At 38.6% G+C, this 20,396-nt stretch carries 9 protein-coding genes; all 9 read left to right on the top strand.

Annotated elements, in window-relative coordinates; genetic code table 11:
* Positions 1 to 2,892 (top strand): aminomethyl-transferring glycine dehydrogenase, encoded by a 2,892-nt coding sequence (gene gcvP, locus CWC17_RS02125; protein WP_138611963.1) that lies wholly within the window; start codon positions 1 to 3, stop codon positions 2,890 to 2,892.
* A 271-nt stretch (positions 2,893 to 3,163) separates the two neighbouring features.
* Positions 3,164 to 4,744 (top strand): class I SAM-dependent DNA methyltransferase, encoded by a 1,581-nt coding sequence (locus CWC17_RS02130; protein ID WP_138611964.1) that lies wholly within the window; start codon positions 3,164 to 3,166, stop codon positions 4,742 to 4,744.
* Positions 4,734 to 6,161: a restriction endonuclease subunit S gene (locus tag CWC17_RS02135; protein ID WP_138611965.1), complete on the top strand. Its 1,428-nt coding sequence runs from the start codon at positions 4,734 to 4,736 to the stop codon at positions 6,159 to 6,161. The genes CWC17_RS02130 and CWC17_RS02135 overlap by 11 nt, the downstream gene beginning before the upstream one ends.
* Entirely contained in the window at positions 6,154 to 6,825 is a 672-nt protein-coding gene (locus CWC17_RS02140; protein WP_138611966.1) for an abortive infection family protein, read from the top strand. Before CWC17_RS02135 ends, CWC17_RS02140 begins: the two co-directional genes overlap by 8 nt.
* A gap of 4 nt (positions 6,826 to 6,829) precedes the next feature.
* Complete coding sequence (locus CWC17_RS02145; RefSeq protein ID WP_138611967.1) at positions 6,830 to 8,932, top strand: hypothetical protein; 2,103 nt, start codon at positions 6,830 to 6,832, stop codon at positions 8,930 to 8,932.
* Positions 8,933 to 9,069: 137 nt separating this feature from the next.
* Positions 9,070 to 14,013 carry an AAA domain-containing protein gene (locus CWC17_RS02150; protein ID WP_138611968.1) on the top strand — a complete coding sequence of 1,648 codons (4,944 nt, stop codon included), beginning with the start codon at positions 9,070 to 9,072 and terminating at the stop codon, positions 14,011 to 14,013.
* Between the two features lie 5 nt (positions 14,014 to 14,018).
* Positions 14,019 to 15,410 (top strand): hypothetical protein, encoded by a 1,392-nt coding sequence (locus tag CWC17_RS02155; RefSeq protein ID WP_138611969.1) that lies wholly within the window; start codon positions 14,019 to 14,021, stop codon positions 15,408 to 15,410.
* 18 nt (positions 15,411 to 15,428) lie between these two features.
* Entirely contained in the window at positions 15,429 to 18,701 is a 3,273-nt protein-coding gene (locus tag CWC17_RS02160; RefSeq protein ID WP_138611970.1) for a type I restriction endonuclease subunit R, read from the top strand.
* Positions 18,702 to 18,721: 20 nt separating this feature from the next.
* On the top strand, positions 18,722 to 20,143 hold the full coding sequence (locus tag CWC17_RS02165; protein WP_138611971.1) for an HNH endonuclease: 1,422 nt from the start codon (positions 18,722 to 18,724) through the stop codon (positions 20,141 to 20,143).
* The last annotated feature ends 253 nt before the right edge of the window (positions 20,144 to 20,396 follow it).

The raw sequence follows: 20,396 nt of genomic DNA on the forward strand, positions 1-20,396 counted from the left end.
ATGTCAAACGCCAAATCTCTTGAACAGTTAGAGCAAAAGCAAGATTTTATTCGCCGCCACATTGGGCCAAGCCCAGCACAAGTAAGCGATATGCTAAGTGCTTTAGAAGTATCAAGTGTGCAAGAGCTGATCGACCAAACTGTACCTGCAAGCATTCGCTTAGCGCAGCCATTAACAGTTGGCGAAAGCCGTACTGAAGTTGAAACACTAAGCTACTTAAAATCGGTAGCAAGCAAAAATAAAGTTTTCAAATCGTACATTGGCCAAGGCTACCACCCAACGCACGTACCGCACGTAATTTTACGTAACGTACTAGAAAACCCAGGTTGGTATACTGCGTACACGCCGTACCAGCCAGAAATTGCGCAAGGGCGTTTAGAGTCGTTATTAAACTTTCAAACTATGACCCTAGATTTAACAGGCCTTGATTTAGCAAGTGCCTCGTTACTTGACGAATCAACTGCTGCTGCCGAGGCAATGGGCCTTGCAAAACGCGTATCTAAAGCTAAAAAAGCCAATGCCTTTTTTATCGCCGACGACGTACACACACAAACTATTGACGTAGTAAGCACCCGTGCTGAGCAGTTTGGCTTTGAAATAATTGTAGGAAAAGCCACCGATGCCGTTAACCACGACATTTTTGGTGCACTTTTCCAATACCCATCAACAACAGGTGAAGTGGTTGATGTAACCGACCTAATTGCTGGCGTACAAAGCAAAAAGGCCATTGCCTGTGTTGCTGCCGACATTATGAGCTTATTACTATTAAAAGCACCGGGTAAATTAGGTGCCGACGTAGTACTTGGTTCGGCTCAGCGTTTTGGCGTACCTATGGGTTACGGCGGCCCGCATGCTGCATTTTTTGCAACACGTGACGCTTACAAACGTTCATTACCAGGGCGTATTATTGGTGTATCTAAAGACCGTTTAGGTAACGACGCACTACGTATGGCAATGCAAACGCGCGAACAACACATTCGCCGCGACAAAGCCAATTCAAACATTTGTACTGCGCAGGTACTACTTGCCAACATGGCCGCGTTTTACGCGGTGTACCACGGCCCACAAGGCTTAAAAACTATCGCGCAACGTATACATCGCTTTGCTGATATTTTAGCTGCAGGCCTAAAAGCTAAAGGTCTAGCCCTTAAGCACAGCACATGGTTTGATACGCTAACAGTAGTAAGCGACAGTAAAGACGACGTAATAGCACGTGCCATTGCACAAGGCGTTAACTTTGCTACAAACCACGACGGCGAATACTCAATTTCTGTTTCAGAAACCACAACACGTGAAGACGTAGCGCAGTTATTTGATATTGTACTAGGCGAAGGCCATGGCCTTAGCGTAGACAGCCTTGCAGCTGATATTGAAGCAAACGGCAGCAACTCTATCCCAGCTAGCTTAGTGCGTGATGACGAAGTATTAACGCATCCAAACTTTAACAGCTACCACAGCGAAACAGACATGCTTCGCTACATTAAGCGCCTTGAAAACAAAGATTTAGCGCTTAACCACTCAATGATCTCATTAGGTTCATGTACTATGAAACTAAATGCGACCGCTGAGATGATCCCTATTACTTGGCCTGAATTTGCAAACCTTCACCCATTCTGTCCGCTAGACCAAGCAGAAGGTTACCAAATAATGATTAACGAGCTGCACGACTGGCTAGTTAACATTACCGGTTACGATGCAGTTTCACTTCAGCCAAACTCTGGCGCACAAGGTGAATACGCAGGCTTAATTGCTATTCGTAAATACCACGAGTCACGTGGGGATGCGCACCGTAATGTATGTTTAATCCCAAGCTCAGCGCATGGTACTAACCCTGCATCTGCGCAAATGGCCAGCATGAAAATTGTTGTGGTTGATTGCGATAAAAACGGTAACGTAGACATGGTAGACCTTAAAGCGAAAGCTGAAGAAGTGTCTGAAAACCTATCGTGTATTATGATCACATACCCATCTACACACGGTGTTTACGAAGAAACCATTCGTGAAATTTGTGACATTGTGCACGAGCACGGCGGCCAAGTTTACATGGATGGCGCAAACATGAACGCGCAAGTAGGCGTAACAAGCCCAGGTTTTATTGGCTCAGATGTATCGCACTTAAACTTGCACAAAACGTTTTGTATTCCACACGGTGGCGGCGGCCCAGGTGTAGGCCCAATTGGTGTTAAATCGCACCTTGCGCCATTTATGCCAAACCACAGCGTAATTAACGTACCGGGTACAAACATTAACAACGGTGCAGTATCAGCAGCGCCTTACGGTTCAGCCGCTATTTTACCTATTTCATGGGCTTACATTACCATGATGGGCTCAGAGGGCTTAAAACAAGCCACCGAAATGGCCATTGTGAACGCTAACTACTTAACGCATGAGTTAAGCCAGCACTTCCCAATTTTATACCGTGGCCGTAACAACCGCGTTGCGCACGAATGTATTGTTGACTTACGCCCATTAAAAGAAGCGTCAGGCATTACTGAAATGGACGTCGCTAAGCGCCTACAAGATTACGGCTTCCATTCACCCACTATGTCGTTCCCAGTTGCGGGCACGTTAATGATTGAGCCAACAGAGTCTGAGTCAAAAGGCGAGATAGACCGCTTTATCGAAGCAATGATGTCAATCAAAGGCGAAATCGACAAAGTAATCTCTGGCGAATGGTCAATCGAAAACAACCCACTTGTGTTTGCACCGCATACACAAGCTGACGTGTTAGGTAACGAATGGGACCGTGCGTACGACCGTTTTTACGCTGCATTCCCGGTGCCAAGTGTTGCTAAAGACAAGTTCTGGCCAACCGTTACACGTATAGATGACGTATACGGCGACCGTAACTTAGTATGTTCATGCCCAGCGGTTGAGACATATCGCGACTAATTTTTGAACTGATCAGAGTTATTATAGTTTGGGAATGATAATTATAGATTGGGAAAGTCATTAAAGATTGGGAATTCTTTTCCTAAACTATAACTCTACAAAAGGTGAGCAGAAATGTTCACCTTTTTTATTTGTGTGTCCATCCTAAATAGGGTTTGTTCCAATTATTCAATATTATGAGTGTTTAGCTTTACTGACATTTCGCTTTAAAATCCGATACTATTAGCGTTATATTAAAAAGCGGACGCTTTTATAAAAACAAGGATTTATCGTGGCTAAAGCAACTAATAACAAAAAAGACATAAAAAACACAAAAGGCTTTGAAGAAGTACTTTGGGATGCAGCTAATAAACTTCGTGGTAGTGTCGAATCTTCAGAATACAAGCATATTGTACTTAGCCTTATCTTCCTAAAATTTATTAGCGATAAATTTGAAAAACAGCGTGAAAAATTAGTCGCAGAGGGTATGGGTGATTATGTCAACATGGTGGACTTTTACACCAAAGACAATGTTTTTTACTTACCTGAGGATGCTCGCTGGTCGTTTATTCAAAAACAAGCTAAACAAGATGACATTGCAGTAAAAATTGATACTGCTTTACATACAGTTGAGAAAAATAATGCTTCCCTTAAAGGTGCATTGCCTGATAACTACTTTTCCCGATTAGGACTCGATGTAAGTAAGCTTGCAGCATTAGTTGATACTATCAATAACATCGACACCATTGCTAACGAATGTCATATGACCGAAGAAGACCTTGTTGGGCGTGTTTACGAGTACTTCCTTGGTAAGTTTGCCGCGAATGAAGGCAAAGGTGGTGGTGAGTTCTATACGCCCAAATCTGTAGTAACCTTGATTGCAGAAATGCTTGAACCCTACAAAGGTAAGATATACGACCCGTGCTGCGGAAGTGGCGGTATGTTTGTTCAATCGCTTAAGTTTATTGATAGTCACAAAGGCAGTAAGAAAAACATCTCAATCTATGGTCAGGAATACACCAGCACAACTCATAAATTAGCCAAAATGAATCTTGCTGTGCGTGGTATTAACGGTAATTTAGGTGATGTTGCAGGTGATACCTTCTTTAAAGATCAGCACCCTGATTTAAAAGCAGACTATATTTTGAGTAATCCACCGTTCAACCAGAAGCAATGGCGTGCAGAAAACGAATTAGTAGACGATCCTCGTTGGTCAGGTTTTGAAGTGCCGCCCACTGGCAACGCTAACTATGCGTGGATCATGCACATGATCTCAAAGCTGAGCGAAAACGGCACCGCAGGTTTTGTACTAGCCAATGGTTCAATGAGTTCTAATACTGGTGGTGAAGGCACAATTCGCCAGAAAATTATCGAGAACGACTTGGTTGATTGCATGATTGCACTACCGGGGCAGCTTTTCTACACCACACAAATTCCAGTCTGTTTGTGGTTTATCACCAAAAACAAAAAAGAGAATACCGAACTTGGTTATCGTGACCGTCAAGGTGAAACCTTGTTTATCGATGCCCGTGAAATGGGCACTATGGTCAGCCGTGTTCATAAAGAATTAACCACAGACGATATCGCTGAAATTGCCAAAACGTATCACGCATGGCGAGGTGAGAAAAAAGATGGCAAATACCAAGATATCGCAGGCTTTTGTAAGTCAGCCACATTAGAAGACATTAAAGCTAACGACTTTGTATTAACACCGGGTCGTTACGTTGGTGCTGCTGAATTAGAAGATGATGGCATTCCTTTTGAAGTTAAAATGAAAGAATTAAGCCAGACCTTATATAGCCAAATGGAACAAGCTGAAGAGTTAGATAAAGCAATTCGTCAAAACTTGGAGGTGTTGGGCTATGGCAGGTAAATGGTCTGAATTGTCGTTGCTTGAGGTTTACGATGTCAGTTCAGGGTTATCTAAAGGTGCTGAGTATTTTGGCCAAGGTTACCCGTTTTTATCTTTCAAGGATGTGTTTAGAAATACATTTTTACCTAATCAATTAGAACAACTTGTACTGTCGGAAGATAAAGAGCGAAACACATGTTCCGTTAAAAAAGGAGACGTTTTTATAACTCGAACAAGCGAAACAATGCATGAATTAGGAATGAGCAGTGTAGCGCTAAAAGACTATCCTGAAGCTACTTTTAACGGCTTTACAAAAAGATTAAGGCCAAAATCTGGTACGGAGAAAATACTACATCCTGAGTACGTTGGATATTATTTAAGAAGTCCGTTATTTAGGCAGAAAATGCTTGCATTCTCAACGATGTCAACTCGCGCAAGTTTGAATAATGAAATGATAGGCCGCTTAACTATTACATACCCAGAATTAGCGGTACAGAAGCGAGTATCTGGAGTTTTAAAGTGTTTAGATGAAAAAATCGAACTAAATTGCCAAACAAACCAAACTTTAGAACAAATGGCACAGGTGTTATTTAAAAGTTGGTTTGTTGATTTTGATCCTGTTATCGACAACGCCCTTGCCGCTGGCAACGAGATTCCTGAAGCACTGAAACACAAAGCTGAACAACGCGCTATTTACAAAGTGAAGGCTCAACAGCTACAAGCTTCTCCTGAAACAAAGAGCAAACCACTGCCTGATGATATCCGCGCATTATTCCCAAGCGAATTTGAACAAACGGATGAACCCAATATTGGTATTGCAGGCTGGATACCTAAAGGCTGGAGAGTTTCAAGTACAGATGCCGAGTTGGGTATCAAAGGTGGATCAACACCGAGTACAAAAAATCCTGATTTTTGGGATGGAGGTGATATTCACTGGACATCACCAAAAGACTTGTCTGGGAATAATTCAAAAATTTTATTAGATACAAGTCGTAAGATAACAGAAGCTGGTTTAGCCAAAATTACTTCAGGCTTATTACCTGTTGATACTGTGTTGATGTCGTCTAGAGCACCTGTGGGGTACTTGGCACTCGCAAAAGTGCCTTTAGCAATTAATCAGGGTTATATTGCCTTGCAGTGTGGAAAGAACTTAACGCCTGAATATACGATGCAGTTTCTTGATTCAATTATGGATGAAATCAAAGGCATTTCAGGCGGGACAACGTTTGCGGAAATCAGTAAAAAAACGTTTAGAAGTATTAAGCTTGTAGTTCCTTCCAAGCCTGCTATAGATGCTTATACAGCAATTGCTAGAACCAACTATGACAAGATCACTGAAAATATAAAGCAAACTAATTCGTTAACTGAAACTAGAGATTATTTATTGCCAAAATTAATCTCTGGTGAAATTACAATGGAAAATCTCAGCCATGAATGAAAATGCGTTAAGACTACCATTGAGCACCAGAGCAATAGTTGGCAACGAAGAAGCTGTTCATCTAATTGAGCAAAAAGAACGGCTTGAATCGGCACTTCTTCAAAGGGATGCTCCTTTATCTTTGGATTTATCTAAAGCCTTTTTAGAAACAATTTTTAAAACAATAATTAATGATCGTGTTGCTGAGGCGAACACAAACTTGGAGTTTGGGCCACTATTCAGAACAGTTAAAGATAATTTAGATTTTAGTGAAAATACCGACATTAACAACCTGTTGGGCTTGTTAGCTGGGCAAATTGTGAATGTGACTGGTCAGTTAAGAAATCGATACGGTGCAGCGTCTCACGGTGATGATGGATATCACACTAATCCAATTAAAATGGTCGAAGCTGAGTTTATTGCTTCTTCTGTGGATGGTTTAGCTTCATGTATTTATAAAAAGCATAAAGAAACTTTAGAGCCTGAAGTGGCTCATAGGTTGCGATATGATGATTATCCAGAGTTTAACGATTGGTTAGATGAACAATTTGATGGTTACAACTTGCCTCTAGGAAACGGTAATATCATTCAATTTACAGCGAGCCAGATGGTATTTCAGCATGACATGGAAGGTTATCGTGAAATGTTAGTCCAATACTCATCTACTGAGGAAGAAGAGGGGTAGTCCGATGACACTTGATATTCGCGGAAGTAAAAAAAATACCAGAATTAGCGATAATAGATTTGTTGTGTTTGAAGAACTTATGTCAAACGCTATAGATTCATATCTTATTAGAAAAGATGCAAATAATGATATACCCGCCTTAGCAATCCGCTTCGGCATAGAATTATACGCGATTGATCTGGTATCAGATGATGAAATTGGCTTAAAAATTACTTGTGAAGATAACGGAGCTGGGCTTGGTGAAAATCAAGTTAAGGCTTTCGTAACTAAAGATTCTACATTTAAAGATGATCTTAAGATCAAAGGTATTGGCAAGTGCTTTGGTTCTGGTCGTGTTCAGTACTTTCACTTTTTTGACAAATTAAACATTGAAAGCGTTTTTGATACAGGTGGTACTTTTAAGCTTCGGACTCTTGATGTAGCAAGTAACACAAAGGAAATCTCAGAGGCATCATTTAAGTTGGAAGATGCGCCAACTGATGAAATTAAAACATTGGTCTCTCTGACAGGGCTGTCTGATCAAGCCATAAAAAAACATTTTTGGTCTAAAAATCTACCTCATGAATTTTCTGCTGCAAACCTTAAACATCATGTTTTTATAACGTTTCTTCAAAGACTGATAACGCTCAAAGAAGTTATTGGTGATTTCAGCATTGAGTTGCATACATCGTTGTTTGGGGAGCAACAACCAGTTCAACGAATAACCGCAAATGACTTGCCGAAAAAACTGCCTGTACCTGACATGCCCATTGTTTGTAGTCATGGCAATGATGGAGTAAATGAAGAGCTTAAACTCTCTATCAGCACATATGAATTTTTAGAAGGCGAATTTGCCGGATTTGAACACGATGTTGCGCTTTGTGCTAATTCATCAATTGTAAAATCGTTGACCAAAACATTCTTAAAAGTCCCCAAAGATCGAAAGAGTTCAATTAACGGGAAGTTTTATTTAGTTTTAATTGAGAGTGATTATCTGGAACAGAATGTAAATGTTAGACGAGATAATTTTGATATCCCAACTTCTTGCAGTGGTAATGTAGAACTAATGTCATACGGCCCATCAATGCAAGATATTATCGAATCTATAGAAGATTATGTATTAGAGCTATTAGCTCCTACTGATTTTGACAGAGATGCTTTGATCAAGGAAACAGGAACTAAATTTGGTATATCTGCGAAGATGCTCACCGATACTAGGGTAAAAGTTAAATACGGTGACTCTGCCGATGACATTGCTAAACGAGTATTAAAAAAATACCAAGAAGAAATTGTTGACGATACTTCAGCGCTTTTTGACCTAAAACAGGGATTACTAAAGCTAGACCCTCGAAAAGATGACTTTAGAGATAAAGTTAACGAAATGTCTTGGAAGTACACTTCTACCATTCAAAAAATGGACATGGCAAACCTATCGCAACTTGTCGTTAGACGTTCATCGATGATTGAAATTCTAAATTGTGCGGTTAAAAAGTTACTGAGTGTTCAATCTGGTGAAGGCAGAAAAGAAAACGAAAAAATAATTCACAGTATCTTTTTCCCAACAGGTAAAGACAGTAACGACAAGATTGATCACGATATTTGGATACTCAACGAAGAGTATCACTACTTTGAACATATAGCTTCTGATAAGCCTCTTTCGTCAATTCCTTGGAACGACAACGAAAGCTTATTTGAACCTGATATTGATGCTGCACTTGCTGAGGTATTTCAAAAAAACGAAAGTGAAAACCAGCTAAAAAGACCAGATATTGCGATTTTTAATCAAGAAGGAGCTGCGATTATCATTGAGTTTAAAGCGCCCGGTGTATCGATGGATAACTACATGGGTGATCTTATGGAATATGCTCACCTGTTGGCAGCGAAATCAAAAGGTAGGATTAAAAAGTTTTACGGTTACCTTATTGGCGATACCGTAAAACCATTGCGTCTTAAAGGATACAAAAAATTCCCAAGCGATAAAGGTTGGTTTAGCACAGATTCGCTGGAAGACCCTGAAACTGGTAAGGCATATGGGGAGCTATATTCTGAAATTTTGTATTATCAAGATTTTGTAGATAGGGCAGAACAGCGACTTAAGATTTACAAAGAAAAGCTAGGCATTGAATAAGGATTTTTCATGAAGTTTACAGAAGCTCAGCTATAGAGTGTTTAAAAAGTTCTTGGCTTAAGTTTAAATAAGATAAGCCACAAAAATAGTAAGTAACTTATAATGTTATAAAAATGAAATAAAAAATAAGAAAATATATGGATATCAAATATTGGGAAGGTGGCCTAGAGCGCCACGAAATAGATGCTATAAAAAAAATTCAAAATGTGCTGAGCAATTCAAATGCACAAAGACAAAAAGGTGCAAATAAAGGACAAGGATTTGAAACACTGCAAGCGTTAAAAAAACCTTTTAATGAAGGTTGGAAAGGATACGCAGGTTTTCGGTTTATTAATAAAAACAAGCAAGGCGAAATAGATTTATTAATAGTTACTCACTGCAACATACTTATTGTTGAGCTTAAGCATTGGAATGGTAAACCCGTTACGTCAAGCAATGGTAAATGGTATTGGGGAGATGAAGACCGAGGTAAATCTCCTGTAGAAATCACTCGTAATAAAGAGTTTTTGTTGAAGAATTTACTCAAGCCATTTGCGGGTAAATTTAAAAACGAAGGCCGTATTCCTCATATTCATTTTGTAGTTGTGATGAGTGGTAACAGCGACTTTTCTAAGTTGCCCAAAAAAGATTTAGCTAATACTTTGTCGCTTGATGATTTTTGTAAACTGTGCTCAAACGAAGGGCAATTCAATAAACGTTTTACACCACATCCAGATGCTAAAGTCCTGCTTTATGACATTCCTCTCTTAGAAAGAGGTTTACTGCTAAATGATACGAAAGTCGAGGCTATGCCGCTATCTGTTGAGGGTTGGTTAGGCCAAGAGCAAATTTTTGAGCATCCGAATAATGTGTATAAAGAGTTCTTGGCACAGAGTGAAGCTGACAAAAACGATCATGCCATTATACGAAGCTGGGATTTTGATAACCTTTTAAATCACGATGCCAAAACACCTGACGGTCGAAAAAAGATAGTTTCTCGTGAACGTGAAGTATTAACGAAGATAAAACGAGAAAATAGAGAACTTTATGAGCATTGTGTTTCTTCGTTAACCATACCAAGCGAGGAAAAAATAACCTCTCAATATAATGAGGTTGTTGAGCTTCCTTATGGCCATGAGCGCCTTAATGACTTTATTGTCACTTATGGTGAAAATTTATCTCTTGATGATAGAGTCAACTTAGTTCGAGTATTAATAGCTCGTTTTGCGGATTTGCATCAATTGCAACTCGCTCACCGAGATATTGGTAATCACAGTATTTGGCTTAGCACAGGGCAACGTGTTGCTCTTTCAAATTTTATTTCTGCATTTGCACGTAAAAAAGAAACCGTTGGTGATATTAGAGATGAGTTGTCGGTCTACAACCAAGATTCAACTTATGCATCACCATATCATTATGATGTTGTTCGTTTAGCAATTATCGCATGGGCTATTTTGGGAGCTGTACGCTTAACTCCAAACCTTGAGGAAACAATTTCTGAAAAATTAGCACAATGTGATGAATGGTATGGAGAAACACTGTTAAAGGCGTATGAAGGTAAAACATTTGCTAATGCAGGTGAATTGCTTGATGCATTAGTTGAGCATGCGCCCAGCAAAGAAGCAGAATTTAGCTTTTCTAGTAAAGAGTTAGAGCGCTTTGTTAAAGCAACTAAAATTTCTAGGCTGTACCCAGAAGTTGAATTCATATCTGAATCAGATGTAAAAGAGGTTTATAAGTCTGACGCCGGCATAGTAAAAGTATGGAACAGTATCAATCCTACCGATATTAACGCTGGTCTTGGTTTACGTACACTATCGTTTTTAGAACGAGTAGAAAAACTTCAGAGCCTAAGTTTCAGCTTTTTACCCACAATTGTTGATTATGGAATTACCGCACGGGATAGCTCTCTTTATTTGGTTTCTGAATGGATTGAAGGCGAAGTCTTAGATCCTTACAGGATGCGCAATAGAAGAAACGGTATTGTAAATAGTCTAATTGCTCATGTTGAACATATGCATTCGTTAGGCTTTGCACATGGTGATTTAAAACCAGAAAACGTCATCGTTGATAAACAAGGTAATGTTTACATTATTGATGCCATAGACTTTCACCACGACTCGAAAGAGTTACTAAATACAGAATATAGTCCTATAGATGCTGATAATAGGTCTGCGTTTGAACGAGATAACTATGCGGTAATGAAGATCATTGCGGAGTTATTAGAAATTGAATGGGGCACCCAAAGCGATAATTTTGAAGCTATAAGCCTAGCTATAATCCATGAGCTTGAAGATGTTGATTTTGGTTTTAAAGAATTAACTCGCTTTAAAGATGCTGTGTTAAACCCTGATAAATCAACTACGCCAACTGTTGAAATAATCGATATTGAAATTGGAAGTAATAGAGAAAATTTTGAGTCGGTTACTATATATCCTGATAACGGTAAGCTGTATGTTTCAATTGAAGAAAATCGTACCAAAGGTTATGGTTTAGTTGTTGTTTTTTCAGGGTTAGGGGGCGTTCAAAAGCTTTTCTTCGATGATACCCGCTTTGAATTCGAACATGGTTTACGCCCTATCAAAAGTGATAAAAGTGAGGTTTCTCGTAGAGACATAGAAAATGCGGTTCTTGAGCTACCATTTGGCATTTGCATCAATCAAGGTAGAGCGAGCAACCTAGACAACATTAACAGGCGTATTCGTCAGTTTTATAGTTTCGAAAATGCTGTTAAACAGTTCCAGTTAAAACAACATAAAGTTAAAACAATAGTATCCGAGCCTCAAGAGCCGGCAGTTGAAACTGAAACAAGTGTTAAACCAATATCTACCAGTGAGCTGTGGCAAGCAATTCTTAAAACAGAGACTGAATCGCATCCTTATGTTGAACTTACAGGTGAACCACGAACACACAAAGATAATAAAGATACGCTTATATTACTCTATGAAGCAGACAGAGACCCGCTTGATGGATTCACAGCTAAAGATCAGGTTGAAGCGATTATTGTTGATGGTGAAGAAGACTACTTTATAGGGGAAGTTAATTTATCTGCGTCTGGTTTAAATAGGGTGCAATTATCACGATTCGCCAGCAGAGCTTTTCGTTTGCAAGAGAGTGATATTATTTTCTTCCGCAGTAAAGCAGATAAGGCATCTTTTAATAAGCGTAAGAACGCTTTAACACGCATTCTGGAACAAGATTCTGTTGTTGAAAACCTGTCTGACTATTTTGAACCTAACTGTAATTTAGCACCAACTGATTACAGCTTAACCGTAACTGATAGTGACTTTGCTTGTTATGACATAAAAGATAGCAAAGGTAAGGTTGTAAAATCGCTAAATGAAAAACAACGAATTGCTTTTCAAAAGCTTTTAAGGTTTGGTCCTCTTTCAATGCTTCAAGGCCCACCCGGTACAGGTAAGACTGAATTTATTGCGGCGTTTGTTCATTACTTGATTGAAAAACAAGGTGCAGAACGAATCCTACTTGTAAGCCAGTCTCATGAAGCTGTGAATACCGCTGCAGAACGTATTAGAAAGCATTGTAGTCGTTTAAATACAAGCCTTGATGTTGTTCGCTTTAGTCGTAGTGAATCTACAATTTCTAACTCGTTACATGACGTATACTCAGACAATATTGTAAGTCAGAAAGTAGAGCAATTTGAAACTCAATTAAAATATAGGGTACTGAGCCTTGCTAAGTCATTAAAAGCGCCAAATGAATATTTGGAAGCATTTCTAGCGTTAGATAAACAACTTCTTTCTTTAATAGCAGAACAAGAAAATGCCTTGAAAGAACTTGATGATGAAAGCCTTGAAGCTAAACAGAAAAAAGCGATAAAGAAGCAACTTGGTGAACGAAAATCGCTTATCAATAGCAGACTTCCTCAAAGTATCCTAATCAACAAAGATTGGCACGATAACTTAAATGAAATAAAAGATTGTTTAATTAAAAATTTAAACCACGAATTTGCTATTGAGACGAATATTTCTAATTCAGTTCAACGATTAGTCAAGTTGTCTAAAGACATGATAAGGGTTATGCAATCTGGCAATGCCAATATGGATGAGTTTTTTGCGCGTTCAAAGCAATTGGTTGCTGGTACTTGTGTTGGTATAGGTAATTGGAATATTGATCTCGCAAGCAATCAGTATGATTGGGTGATAATTGATGAAGCCGCTCGTTCTATTGCCAGTGAACTTGCTATTGCAATGCAAGTAGGTAAACGTATTCTTTTAGTCGGTGATCATAAACAATTACCACCTCTTTATACTGATCCTCACAAAAAAGCATTGGCGAGACATTTGGGTATTCCATCTTCAAATGAAATTGATGGGTTAATTGCAAGTGATTTTGCTCGGGCATTTGAAAGTGATTATGGTAAGCAAGTGGGAGCCAAACTTCTTGTGCAATATCGAATGGCACCGGCTATTGGTTCTCTCGTATCAAAATGTTTTTACGATGGTGAACTTGAAAATGGAGATCGAAAAATACCCAATATTTATGATGACATACCAGATGAGATGACAGCATTTACAACGTGGATTGATACCTCACATTTAGGTAAACAAGCTAAACACCAAGAAAAAGGCTCAAGGTATAACATTTACAATGAAAAAGAGGCTGAAGCCATTATTGATGTTCTCAAACAAGTGGATGAAAACAAGAGCTTTTTAAACTCATTGTTCGAGCAAGTAAAAGAAAGTGAGGCTGCTATTGGTATCATATGTATGTATGCAGAGCAGAAAAGATATTTAAGAAGAAGAGTAAAACAGTCTGGCTTTTCTGATGAACTCATTAAGCTGCTTAATATTGACACTGTAGATAGTTATCAGGGTAAAGAGAATAGAATTATTATTCTGTCTGTTACTCGATCAGACCAACAGCAATCATCAGGTTTTATGTACTTGCCTAACAGAATAAATGTTGCTCTTTCTAGAGCAATGGACAGGTTAGTGATTGTGGGTGATAAGAGAATGTGGCAAGGGAAAAATAGTCAGCTTCCATTTGGAAAAGTGATTAACTATATGGAAGAAAATGCCAATGAAAGCTTATACCGCTTTGTTGATGCAAAAACCGAGAAGTTTAAGAAGGCGGTATAAGGGATATGGAAAAAACAATGATTGAATTTAATGAAGTAGACTACATTGTACCTACAGAGACATTTAAAATTGACTTCTCATATTTAAGCAAACAGGGATTTCCATTCGTTAAAGAGTTTTTACTTAAAACGCTTTATATTTCGCCATTTTCAAAGTTTGAATTGTCTTCATTTTTTGGTTTTAACCAACGAGAACTGGCGGCTGCAATTGAAGAGCCAATTAGTAAAGGTGAGATAGCATATTCTGATGATGGAAAGTTGTTCTTAACACCTCTAGCAAAAAGTTATTTTTCATCGCTAGATGATAAACCTATGGTTGAAAAACCACAGACTAAAACTGATTTTGTCTCTTTTGAGCTAGCGGGTTTCAATAAAGTTAAAAACCAACATGACAATTGGCATACAGCCATTCGCTTAAAAGTAAATCACGAAATACAGAGCCTAAGTGAGCAACATGCAAGAGCTATGTTCACTAAACACTTTCAGCAACTTGTTCAAAATAATGAATTAGCAGGATTCAAGATTCATGACAATACGTTGCCGAGTCTTTACTCTGTTGATAAGGTTTCTAGAAAAAAAACTATCGCCCACAGAATTAAACGTAAATTTGAGATAGATTTAGACAACCACCTTAAACCGTTAGATCTTCGCCAGCAATACATTAATGACGAAGCTTTGAGCCAAGAAATTTCAAATGAAACAGATAACTTTCGGTTGTGTAACAACCTTGATAGTATTAAGTCGGCATGGGATGCTTTAGCTGATATGTCGGTATCACGTTTTGTTACTGATACTAGTATAGATTTTCGAAGCATGCTCTCTGAAATGGCGGCAGGCTCGTATGGTAAACCATATCAGCTTTTATTAGGGCCTCTTTACAGTAAACAACCCTTGAATGTGATTGAGAACTACTTAAAGCAACTCAAGTCTCTTAAAAAAAACCAAAAAGCGAAAGAGTTAACTTGGTATGGTGCAAACACACGATACTGGGGCATGAGTGAAGGGTTTAATAGCGCTAAGGTAGCTTTTGTTAACTATAGTAACAAAAGCAAAAGTAAAATTTATGATTTGAAGCTTTACTTACCTTGTGACGAACATCCTAATATCGAAAGTCATGCTGGTAAAATATGGAGGCACAAGTTAGGTAATTTGGAATTTTGTGAGGGCATCAGAAACGGTTTATTCGATGGTAACGTTGAAGTCCTAGTTTTAGAAGGCGAATTTGCAGCAGTGAGTTACCACCTAGCTTTACCAAATATTAGTCCTGTCCATATACCTTTAGGATTCTTCACTACCGATAAAAAGCTAATTGCTAAGGTTTCTAGCGTAGCTAAGGAATTTATGTCGGACTCGGTATCATATGACAAGCCAAATTTAATTGGTAAATTTCGAGCGTAATAATTAGCAGGGAGTAATATGAAATTTACAGAAGCACAATTAGAAGCTGCAATTATTGAACTGCTTGGAGAGCAAGGTTTTCCTTATGTTCCCGGTTATGAACTTACCCGAAGTAGTACTGAAGTCTTAATTAAAGATGATCTACGAGATTTTTTAGCTGAAAAATACAAAGCAGACAATATTACTGCTGGTGAGATTGATTCAATAATTAAACAGATCGAGTCATTACCAGCTAGTGATCTGTACGACAGTAATAAAACCTTCTGTAAATGGTTAAGTGATGGCTTTTTGTTAAAACGAGAGCCTTCAGCGAATGGAGAGCATCATTCGCAAAAAGATCTCTATATCCAATTAGTCGATTACTCCAACGTTGTTCAAAAGCTTTTACCTGACTTAGTAAAGGAATTAGCACCAGAACTACCCAAAGTTGCAGAGCCTTCAGCGGAATATGAAAATCAACCAACTAGCTTTAATGACGCGAATATATACAAAATAGTTAACCAGTTGGAGATAGAAGGCGCTGATGGCGAAAAACGCATCCCTGATGGCATTTTGTATATCAATGGTTTGCCATTAGTGGTTTTCGAGTTTAAGAGTGCCATTCGTGAAGAAGAAGCTTCAATTCATGATGCTTATGTTCAGTTAAATACTCGCTATCGCAGGGATATTCCTGCCTTATTCGTTTACAACGCCTTTTGTGTCATCAGTGATGGCGTAAACAATAAAATGGGTGGCCTTTATGCACCTTATGAGTTTTTTTATGCATGGCGCAAGGTAACGGGCAATGAATCGATAGAAAAAGATGGAATCAATTCGCTGCACACTATGTTGCAGGGGTTATTTAATAAAGCTCGCCTGCGGGATGTAATTCGCAACTTTATATATTTCCCTGACTCATCAAAAGCTGAAGTCAAAATCGTCTGCCGCTACCCGCAGTATTATGCGGCTAGAAAGCTTCACCACAATATTAAGCTTGCCAGAAAGCCTGAAGGTGATGGGAAAGGTGGTACATACTTTGGCGCAACTGGTTGTGGTAAGAGTTTTACCATGCAGTTTTTATCACGACTGTTGATGAAAAGCGTTGAGTTTGAGAGCCCAACTATTGTGTTAATTACCGACCGTACTGACCTGGATGATCAGCTATCACAACAATTCTCTAATGCAAAATCATATATTGGTGATCAAACGGTCGTAGCCGTTGAAAGCAGAGATCACTTACGCGAACTGCTTCAAGGCCGCAATAGTGGTGGTGTGTTCTTAACGACTATTCATAAATTCACAGAAGATACCAAATTGCTAACCGATAGAAGCAATGTTATTTGTATCTCTGATGAAGCGCACCGTAGTCAAACTAACCTAGATCAGAAAGTGAGAGTGACGGAAAAGGGTGTTAAGAAAACTTACGGGTTCGCCAAATACCTCCATGACTCATTACCTAATGCGACATTTGTAGGTTTCACTGGAACACCTGTTGATGCCACGCTTGATGTGTTTGGTCAAGTTGTTGATGCCTACACCATGACTGAATCAGTGAAAGATGAGATCACTGTTAGAATCGTTTATGAGGGTAGAGCGGCTAAAGTCATTTTAGATAACGCCAAATTAGAAGAAATAGAAGCTTATTATCAGCAGTGTGCTGATGAAGGCAGTAATGAGCATCAGATTGAAGAAAGTAAAAAAGCTTCAGCTAATATGACTGCTATTTTGGGCGATCCAGATCGTATTAGCACGTTAGCCAAAGACTTTGTTGCTCACTATGAATCTCGCATTGAGGAAGGCTCTACCATAAAAGGTAAAGCAATGTTTGTAAGCTCTGCACGAGAGGTTGCTTATTCATTTTATCAAGAATTAAAAGGTCTCCGCCCAGATTGGTTTGAAATACTTGAATGCGAAGCTGGCGTAGAGCTAACAGAGCAAGAGCGCAAAAAAATTAAACCAATGGAACGAGTCAAAATGGTGATGACTCGTGGCAAGGATGACCCTAAAGAATTGTGGGATTTGCTAGGTACTAAAGAGTATCGTAAAGAGTTAGATCGCCAATTCAAAAATGAAAAGTCGAACTTCAAAATCGCCATTGTTGTCGATATGTGGCTAACAGGCTTTGATGTGCCATTCCTCGATACTATTTATATCGACAAACCAATCCAACGTCACAACTTAATTCAAACTATATCGCGTGTTAATCGTAAGTTTGAAGGGAAAGACAAAGGTCTGGTTGTTGACTATATCGGCATAAAAACGCAGATGAATAAAGCGTTAGCAATGTATTCAAAAATGGATGAAACGAATTTTGAGGACATTGCTCAATCAATTATTGTTGTTAAAGACCATTTAGATTTATTGGGCAAACTCATGCATCACTTCGATGAGTCGCCATACTTCACCGGGCAGCCTGTTGCTCAACTTAATTGCCTCAATAATGCCGCTGAGTTTGTGTTACAAACGCAAAAACTTGAACACCGTTTTATGGCATTAGTAAAGCGATTGAAAACCGCTTATGACGTGTGCTGTGGTAGTGAAAAACTATCGCAGAAAGAGCGTGACACCATTCACTTTTACTTAGCTGTTCGTTCTATTGTTTACAAGCTCACAAAAGGTAATGCGCCTGATACTGCACAAATGAATGCCAAGGTACGAGAAATGATTTCTGACGCACTCAAAAGTGACGGAGTAGAAGAGATCTTCAAGCTAGGGCAAGGCGAAGATGGCGTTGATATCTTCGATGATGATTATTTGGCAAAAATTGAAAAAATTAAGCTTCCCAATACCAAAATAAAGCTACTTCAGCAGATGTTGGCAAAGGCAATTGGCGAGTTTAAACAAGTAAACAAGCTCAAAGCTGTCGATTTTTCTGCTCGCTTTAAATCACTAGTTGATAGATATAACGAACGCAAAGAAGAGGATGTATTAGTCAGTGAAGTGCTTGAAGACTTTTCTGATGAGATTATCAATATGTATCAAGATCTCAAGTCTGAAATGGGGTCGTTCACCGATATGGGTATAAACCTAGAAGAAAAAGCTTTTTACGATATTTTAATGGCATTGGCGATTAAATATGATTTCCAATACCCAGAAGACAAACTTCTAGACTTAGCTAAAGCAGTTAAAGATGTTGTTGATGACAAAGCAAAGTACACTGACTGGAGCCAACGTGACGATATAAAAGCTGAACTAAAAGTAGACCTGATCATGTTGTTAGCTAAATTTGGCTACCCACCCGTTGATCGTGATGAAGTTTATAAAGAGATATTCGAACAAGCTGAGAATTTTAAGAAGAATAGAGCGGCTTAGAGCTAAGTTGAAGGTAAAAAGTGGATCATTTTTCTTTAAAAATAAAACAGGAAGTTTTAGCGCTCCATTCAAAAGGTAAAGCAATCAATGAAGCCTTTCAGTGTTTTGCTAAGAGCAAAATTAAGCTAAGTAAAGCTGAAAAGAAAGCATTTCGTATAGCTTATGAAAATACATATGCCATTGACTCTATGACTGAATTTTTAAGTTCATTAGACTTTGAACGCGCTAAAAATAACTATGAAATAAGTAAGAAAAAAAGTAATAGAAAGTTAGCTAGCAAAAAGCTTGAAACGAAAAGTTATGGTCCTAAGTTTAATGTAGAGCGGTATCTTCTAGCTAAGGATAGCTTTGATTCATATCTGAGTGGTTCATTCGAAATAGACAGTGATGCTTCGCTTATAACATCGCATACATACACTTACGAGGTAGATAAGCTTCAGAAAAAAGATCCCGACTCAATTAGTCAAAGAGATGAGTTACCACTTCATCTGTTTGTTTTTGACCCAGAGGATGTAAGTGAACTTAGTCTCGATGAAATTTCACAAGTTTGGCTACACAGGCATCAATTATGTGGCACAAAAGAAGCCGCAGCAGAAGTACTTGCTCTGATGGATGTTAATGATGGTAATGTTGATAGTTATAAAGGGTGGAAAAGTTACTTAAATCATGAATCTATTGTTGATTTAGAAAGTAAGTTGAAAGGTAATAACTTTGTTCATGAAGATAACAAAGAAAGCTTAAAATCGATTAAAACTATTAATCCATTTGATAGAAAAAAATATAGTCGCTCGCAACTAGTTCAGTTACCTCTTAGGCGAATTATAAGTTTATGGGAAGACAGGGATTACTCCTTTAATTCAGTTTCGGCAGCGTGTGAAGCTTTAGCAATTATTCGTTATGCCAATAAAATTGATAACCAAAAGAAGCACTGGAAAGCTTTTCTAGAACACCCTCAAATTCTTGACTTGGATTTCGATTTTGACGAGATAGATGATGAGCTTTATGAACATGAAAGTTTAAACAAATCCGCTCAAAAAGAGCTGTTGGATTTAGATGCGTTATCTGAAGATAACAGAAGTAGAGTTACCAAAAGTCAAGTAACTAGGGTTGGTCAACAAGGATTTAGGGCACTTATTCTGGATAATTTCTATTTGAAATGTGCGATTTCTGGCAGTGAAGAACAGGCTCTACTGGAAGCTGCGCATATCATTCCTTATAAAGGTCAGCAGTCTAATGTGTTGCAAAATGGTTTATGCCTACGAGTTGATATTCATAGATTATTTGACAGATTTTTAATATCAATTGAACCGCAGACCCTAGAGATTGTTGTTTCTGATAAAGTCCGAGATGCCTACTACAAAAGTTTTGCAGGAATAAAACTGGGGTGTAGTAAAGTCTGTGTTTCTAAATCATTATTAAAAAAGCATTTTTACCAATTTTGAGAAATAACTAATAAACTAGCCGAATCCCTTTTCAGCTATAGTTGTTTAATCATTGATATTGTCAGGCCTATCGTGATTTGGGCTGTTGCGTGCATACTCGACACCATCACGTTTATAAACGTGTGTATCAGGATGTAGGCCTTGCTTTACTTCTTTTACGAGCTTGGCTCGTGAAACATCACCACGGCCAGTTACAACCATTGGGGTCAGTTACAACCATTGGGGTCAGTACAACCATTGGGGTCAAATCTTG

The sequence above is a fragment of the Pseudoalteromonas sp. S3785 genome, from assembly GCF_005887365.1.
Lineage (GTDB): Bacteria > Pseudomonadota > Gammaproteobacteria > Enterobacterales > Alteromonadaceae > Pseudoalteromonas.